The organism is Lewinellaceae bacterium (assembly GCA_020636135.1).
Classification (GTDB): domain Bacteria; phylum Bacteroidota; class Bacteroidia; order Chitinophagales; family Saprospiraceae; genus JAGQXC01.
In genome coordinates, this window is sequence record JACJYK010000002.1 from 255,624 (window position 1) to 262,500 (window position 6,877).

Consider the following 6,877-nt stretch of genomic DNA (forward strand, 5'->3'; position numbering starts at 1 on the left):
CCAACCTGAACAGCTTGTGATGCCAGTTCTATGATTACACGAATCTTATTCTTTTGTTGTTTTTTCGGCTATTTCGTGGTGCTGTCGGGTCAGGAGTTTACCGTTGATCCACCTGAGCGTGAGCCCGGTACAAACCTGACTTTAAACTATCGACCAGAAGGAGGCCCGTTAGAAGGCCAGAAAATTGGTGGATTTGCTTTTCGTTTCGAGGGCACAGCGATGGAAAAACTCGATCTGGCATTTCAGGAAGATCAGGATGGCTGGCACGCCACTCTGCCAACCACGAAGCAAACCAGCCTGGTAAGCATTTTAATCCAGAGTCCTGAAAGCGGTGATACTGACAATGCTCATAATTATGGGTACTTTATCGGTTTCTATGATGGGGAAAGCCTGGTAAGCACTTACCACACTTCACTTGCTTTTGCCGTGGGGGTATATGCATACGATCTGGGAATTGCTGAAGATGTCAATACTGCTCTCCATGAATCAGAAAAAGCATTGCAATCAGATCCTGTAAACAGCAATGCAGTCTGGCCTTATTATGCGTTCTTATTAAGCAATACCGACACGGTTTTACTCAGAGAAAAAGCCATCCCCCGGATTCGGGAGATTGAAGAAAATGAAGATTTGGAAGAGGCTGATTATATGTCAGCCCGTTCCCTGGCTATTATGATTGGTGATGTATCGAGCCAGATTCGACTGGAAACGATCATACGCACTAAATTTCCGGAGGGTAGATTGGTTTTTGCCTTCTTAGCCGGAGCAACCCTGCAACTCAAGGATCCGGAAGACCAGTCCACAGCCTTTGAAAACCTTAAAGAGCGTTCCCGTTCACCTGAGGATCGGGCATATCTGGATGACCTGGCAGTCCAATTGATCAATGCATTTCAGGAACAGGGCGACCGGGAATGGGTCAGTCATTACCTGAATGAGCTGCAGGACAAGAGCAAAAAGGCTAATCTTCTTAATTCCATTGCCTGGGAACTGGCAGGGGAAAGCATCGATGTTGAAGCCCGTGATCTGGACCTGGCGGCAGAATACTCATTGCTAAGCCTGGATCTCCTGCAGGGTATCCTCGATCAGAATGATCCATCGGGCCGTCCCAATAACCAATCTCCATTGGAATACCGGCAGGCTGTAGGGGGTGATTACGCTGCTGCTGCCGACACTTATGCCATGATACGGTTCAAATCAGGAGATGCTGAGGAAGTATTGACCTATGGTGAAATCGCAGAACGGATCTATCGCTTCAGTAACCCGGAAGTCAATGAGCGGTATGTACTTTACCATACCAGAGCGGTGGGAGGCGAAGCAAGTATCCAGTTCCTGGAACAATTTGTACGCAGCAGTCTGGCCACTGAAAAGATCATGGCATTGTTGAAGACAGTCTATCAGGATACCTATCCGAAAAAAACGGAAGCAGATTTTGAAGAATACCTGGCCAGTCTGGACCAGGAGAATCGTGAAAACCAGATGAGTAAACTGGAGGCATCTTTAATCAACATGGAGGCCAGTGATTTCTCCCTTAGAGATCTGGATGGTGATTCTGTCTCCTTGGCTTCTTTAAAGGGAAAGATCGTCATCCTGGATTTCTGGGCAAGCTGGTGCGGACCCTGTCTGGCATCATTTCCGGCCATGCAGCAGGTGGTTGACCAGTATGCCAATGACGATACAGTAAAGTTTCTTTTTATCAATACGATGGAACGTGTAGCAGATCCTGCGTCATCGGTTTTAAAACTCATGAAAGCGAAGAATTATTCGTTCAGGGTATGCCTTGACCCCGGAAATAAAATGGCCTCCGATTATAATGTTGATGGTCTGCCTACGAAGCTTTTCCTGGACGGAACGGGCAGGATCCGTTATAAAGAGGTGGGCATAATGAGCGATCCAGAGCTCATCGTGGAAGAGATCAACAATCTGATCACAATCCTTAAGAAGGAGCAAAAACCGGATTGAGCATTTGATGCATTAATCCGGCTTAGCCTTTTCTTCATCTTTCAGGGCACGGCGTAAGATCTTACCCACATTGGTCTTTGGCAGTTCTTTCCGGAATTCCACGTATTTGGGCACCTTATAGCCGGTCATGTTTTCCCGGCAAAACGCGATCACTTCGTCCTTGGTCAGGCTTTTATCCTTGGGGACGATAAATACTTTTACCACTTCACCGGATTTTTCATCGTCAACACCGATGGCTGCCACCTCGAGTACTTTTGGATAGGAAGAGATGACGTCTTCGATCTCATTGGGGTAAACGTTAAATCCGGATACGAGGATCATATCCTTTTTCCGATCCACAATGCGGAAAAATCCATCCGCATCCATGATGCCGATATCACCGGTGGAGAGCCAGTCATCCTTCAGGATCTTGGCGGTTTCGTCCGGTTTGTTGTAATACCCCTTCATGACCTGAGGTCCTTTGACCTGGATTTCACCGGGATGGTCTGTGCCCTGGATGATGCCGTCTTCGGAAACGATCCGGACATCAGTTGACGGTACGGGTAGACCAATGCTGCCCAGGCGTCCTCTTCCGTCCAGTGGATTGACACTGACCACCGGCGATGATTCCGTCATGCCATATCCTTCGGACAATTGGCAGCCGGTCACTTCTTTCCAGCGTTCAGCCACCGCTTTTTGGACAGCCATCCCACCACCAACGGTAATTTTCAATGTGCTGAAGTCGATGGTCTTAAAGTCTTCCTGATGCATCAGGGCATTAAATAAGGTATTGATACCCGTCATCAGTGAGATGGGATATTTCTTCCACTCTTTGATTAAGGACGGGAAATCCCGGGCATTGGTGATCAGGATGGTCCGGGAACCAATGCTGAATAATGCCAGGCAATTCACTGTAAAAGCAAAGATGTGATACATCGGGAGCGGAGATAATACGGATTCTTCACCTTCTTTCAGGAAGGGGAGCATGACCGATCGGATCTGAAGCATATTGGAAACCAGATTACGATTGGTAAGCATAGCTCCTTTGGCCAGACCGGTGGTACCACCGGTATATTGAAGCATGATGACATCTTCCGGACTGGATGGAAAGGCTTTGATGGAAAATTGCCTTCCCTGCTTGAGTGCTTGTTTAAAAGTAACAGTATTTTCAAGTTGGTACTTGGGTACCATTTTCCGGATACGGCGGATGACGAAGTTGACCAGCGCGCCTTTAAAAGCACCCAGTAATTCACCAATGCTGGTAACCAGTACGATTTTGATATTGGTCTCCCTGATGATCTCTTCCAGGTGGTGTGCAAAATTTTCGACGATCAGGATGGCTTTGGCCCCGGAATCGACAAATTGGTGTTTCATTTCCCGCGGTGTGTATAGCGGGTTGGTGTTGACGACGATGAGCCCCGCACGCAGCGCGCCAAATAAGGCAATCGGATATTGCAGCAAATTGGGCATCATCAAAGCAATTTTGTCTCCTGGCTCAAGTCCCCGTGAATGCAGGTAGGCAGCAAAGTGCCTCGACTCCTTATCCAGTTTTTCAAATGTGAGGGCTTTCCCCATGCAAATGAAAGCATCCTTTCCTTTGAACTTGGTCATGGTTTCGGCCAGTAAACTCAATAAATCAGGATACTGATCTGGATTGATGTTGGCAGGAACACCTACCGGATAATTTTTTAACCACGGTCTTTCTTCGGCCATTTATTTTTGATTTAAGGCTACTAAATATGCAAAATTATATTGGGTGTTCCGGGTTTTTGGATTGAGAAATTTTGCGTTGAGACGGCTTACCGGATACCCTTTAAAGATATTGAGAATGGAATAACGCATGGAGTTGCGATCCATTTCCTGCAGTCCTTTATCGGTGGCCAGTACGTACTTAAATTGAAGCAATGCCGGATCCCAATGTTCGGTGTAGGCCACTTTTTGACCGGCAAAGAAATGCAGACCAAATCTGGACACCCCCAGGAAAGCAGTGGACTGTACAGGAATGTTTTCGGTCTTCATGTATGCTATAGCCTGGGAGGTAAGCTGGTATTGCATCAATTCCGGATAGAAATGCAGGTTCAGCCAGAAATTCAGTGTGATGATTGCAGCAATGGACCATTTCCAGATGCGGGAAATTCCCGAGGTACGCCTTAGTAGTATATAGGCAACTACGGCAGCAAATGCGATGAGCAGGATCCATTTCCACCACAGTGCGGGAAATACCCATACCACAGCTCCGATACCAGATAGCATCACCAGGATGATCAGGGCTTGAAGTATCATGATCAGGCGTGACGGACTGCGTCCTTTTTCACCATTCAGCCAGGCTCCGATCAGGATGGCCTGGAGGGGAGCCACCACAAATAAATAATGCGGTAATTTGTAATGGGCGAATGTAAATGCAGTGAACGGAATCAAAATACCCAGGGCGAGGATAGGGAAAGCCTCCTGGAATCGGTTTTGATCTCTTCTTACACGGAACATACAAACAAGCTCCCGGATGAATGTTATCCAGAAGAGGAGTGTCCAGGGTAGCAGGGACCACAGTGAATTGGTAAAAAAATAGTCAGGCCCGGTATTGTCCTGCCAGGAGGAGGCACCGGTAATCCGGCCAAAGCTTTGCTCCCAGAAATAAAAATAGATGCCCGAAACACCCTGGCGGCCCGATACGGTTTTTTCCGGGTGCAGATCAAACTGGTGGTAGAGGCCATAGAGCATTGGGGCCAGCCAAAGCAACAGGATCAGCGGGATCAGCCAGGTTTTGAGATTGAGGAAGATGTTCCAGCGGTGTGTCCACCAGATATGCGCAAGGAGTGCGATGGCTGGTACCATCAGGCCAATGGGCCCTTTGGTCAGCATGGCCAGCCCGGCACCGGAAGCGAAGCCGATCATGGACAGCCATTTCTTTTCATCCAGGTAGACGACGCCCTGCCAGATCGTAAACACGACGAGATTGGCAAGCAGGGTATCTGTGCGGATATCATGCATAAATAAAAAAGACGACTGTAAGGTGGCATAGACGATGGTCGCCAGCACGGCTGTCTGCTTCTCCCGGTACAATCGCAGTGTTAAATGGTAGACGGACCACAACCCGAGGATCATGCTGAGCATCGAGGGCAGCCGGTAGGACCAGTTGTGGATGCCGAATACGTCAAACGACCACGCCGACAACCAGAAGAGCAACGGTGGCTTATCCAGGTAGTCGCTGCCATCAAAAAAGACCTGCAGGAAAGACCGTGTGTCATGCATTTCTGCAGCGATGCTGGCATATTGAGCGGCGTCAATTTCCATAACCGGCAATTGCATTCCCATGAACCAGATGATGGTAATCGGGAGAAAACACCACCACAGGGGTTGATTTCGAAAGCTAGTCAGTATGGAGGTCATAATTCGTTTTAACCGGTAATGAAGGGCAAAGTTACCATTTGCCGCGGGAACAGCCGATCATGTATGGTCAATAAAAATATATATGAAGGCATACGGTTGTCTATAGAATAATTGTACCTTTGCCCCGCTAAAAATATTTCTTAACCTTTAAAAACTTCCTTCGACATGCTCGAAGACAAAAATCTGGACCAGGAAGCACTTGATGATCTGTCAGAAAAGGAGAATTATGATCCTGAGGCGGTGGAGATCATGGAGGAATCCGAAGACCTAAGCACTACACCACATGATGATTTTGATTGGAGCCGCGGTAACCGCAACATCAAATCATACGCTGAAGACGAATACAAGAAATACGAATCGGATTATACCGATTCATTGAATTCGATTGCTGAAAATGAAATTGTAGCCGGAAGGGTATCTGCTGTATTAAACGGTGATATCGTTCTCGACATCAATTACAAATCCGACGGTCTGGTATCCCTCGGAGAGTTTCGTGATACACCGGATCTCAAAGTTGGTGACACGATTGAAGTATATGTAGAGAAGAAAGAGGATGAAAGAGGCCAGTTGATTTTATCCCGTCGCAAGGCAAAATTGTTGCGCGCCTGGGAGCGGTTGGTCGATTCCTATAATAATGGTACCATCATCACCGGTACTGTGGTCAGCAAAACCAAAGGTGGTCTGATCGTGGACGCCGGAGGATTGGAGACCTTCCTGCCCGGATCGCAGATCGACATCAAGCCGATCATCGACTACGATGCATACGTTGGCAAGACCATGGAATTTAAAGTGGTTAAGATCAACGAGCTGATCAAGAATGCTGTGGTTTCACACAAAGCATTGATCGAAAGCGATCTGGCCGAGCAGCGTGAAGCCATTATCTCCGGTCTGGAGAAAGGCCAGGTGCTCGAAGGTATTGTCAAGAACATTACCGACTTCGGTGCCTTTATGGACCTGGGTGGTGTCGATGGTCTGTTGTACATTACCGACATCAGCTGGGGACGGATCAACCATCCTTCCGAAGTATTGAAGCTCAATGAAAAAGTTAATGTCGTTGTACTTGACTTTGACGAGAATAAGAAACGTATTTCCTTAGGCCTGAAGCAGCTCCAGCCGCATCCCTGGGATGTCCTGGATGATAGCATCAAAGAGGGAGCTGTGGTTAAAGGCAAGATCGTCAATATTGAGGATTACGGAGCATTCCTTGAAATCACCCCGGGTGTGGAAGGTTTGATTCACGTATCCGAAGTCAGCTGGAGCAATCAGCCGGTCAACGCACGTGAATTCTTTAAGCTGGGTCAGGAATTTGAAGCAAAAATTGTTACGATCGACCGCGATGAGCGCAAGATGTCACTGAGCTTGAAGCAACTCACCAATGATCCATGGGATGATCTGGAAACCAAATATCCTATCGGGTCACGTCATTCCGGTGAGGTGAAAAACCTGACACCTTACGGAGTCTTTGTAGAACTGGAAGAGGGCATCGGCGGTATGGTTCACATTTCCGACCTGTCCTGGACCAAGCGTTACACCCATCCGTCGGAATTTACCAAAG

4 protein-coding genes (1 of these 4 running past the window's edge) are annotated in these 6,877 nt (G+C 47.7%); 2 read left to right on the forward strand and 2 right to left on the reverse strand.

The genetic code is table 11. The features are described 5' to 3' along the window. Positions 1-30: 30 nt before the first annotated feature. Positions 31-1,956: a TlpA family protein disulfide reductase gene (locus tag H6570_16160; GenBank protein MCB9320820.1), complete on the forward strand. Its 1,926-nt coding sequence runs from the start codon at positions 31-33 to the stop codon at positions 1,954-1,956. 12 nt (positions 1,957-1,968) lie between these two features. Here H6570_16160 and H6570_16165 read toward each other — a convergent pair whose 3' ends face one another. Beyond that, complete coding sequence (locus H6570_16165) at positions 1,969-3,648, reverse strand: AMP-binding protein (GenBank protein ID MCB9320821.1); 1,680 nt, start codon at positions 3,646-3,648, stop codon at positions 1,969-1,971. Then, positions 3,649-5,322, reverse strand: a complete 1,674-nt coding sequence (locus H6570_16170) for a glycosyltransferase family 39 protein (GenBank protein MCB9320822.1) — start codon at positions 5,320-5,322, stop codon at positions 3,649-3,651. 165 nt (positions 5,323-5,487) lie between these two features. Here H6570_16170 and rpsA point away from each other — a divergent pair, with 165 nt between their 5' ends. Continuing rightward, positions 5,488-6,877 carry the 5' portion of a 30S ribosomal protein S1 gene (gene rpsA, locus H6570_16175; protein MCB9320823.1) on the forward strand. The gene runs 605 nt beyond the window's last position, so 1,390 of the gene's 1,995 nt are visible here — the first part of the coding sequence; the start codon lies at positions 5,488-5,490; the stop codon falls past the right edge of the window.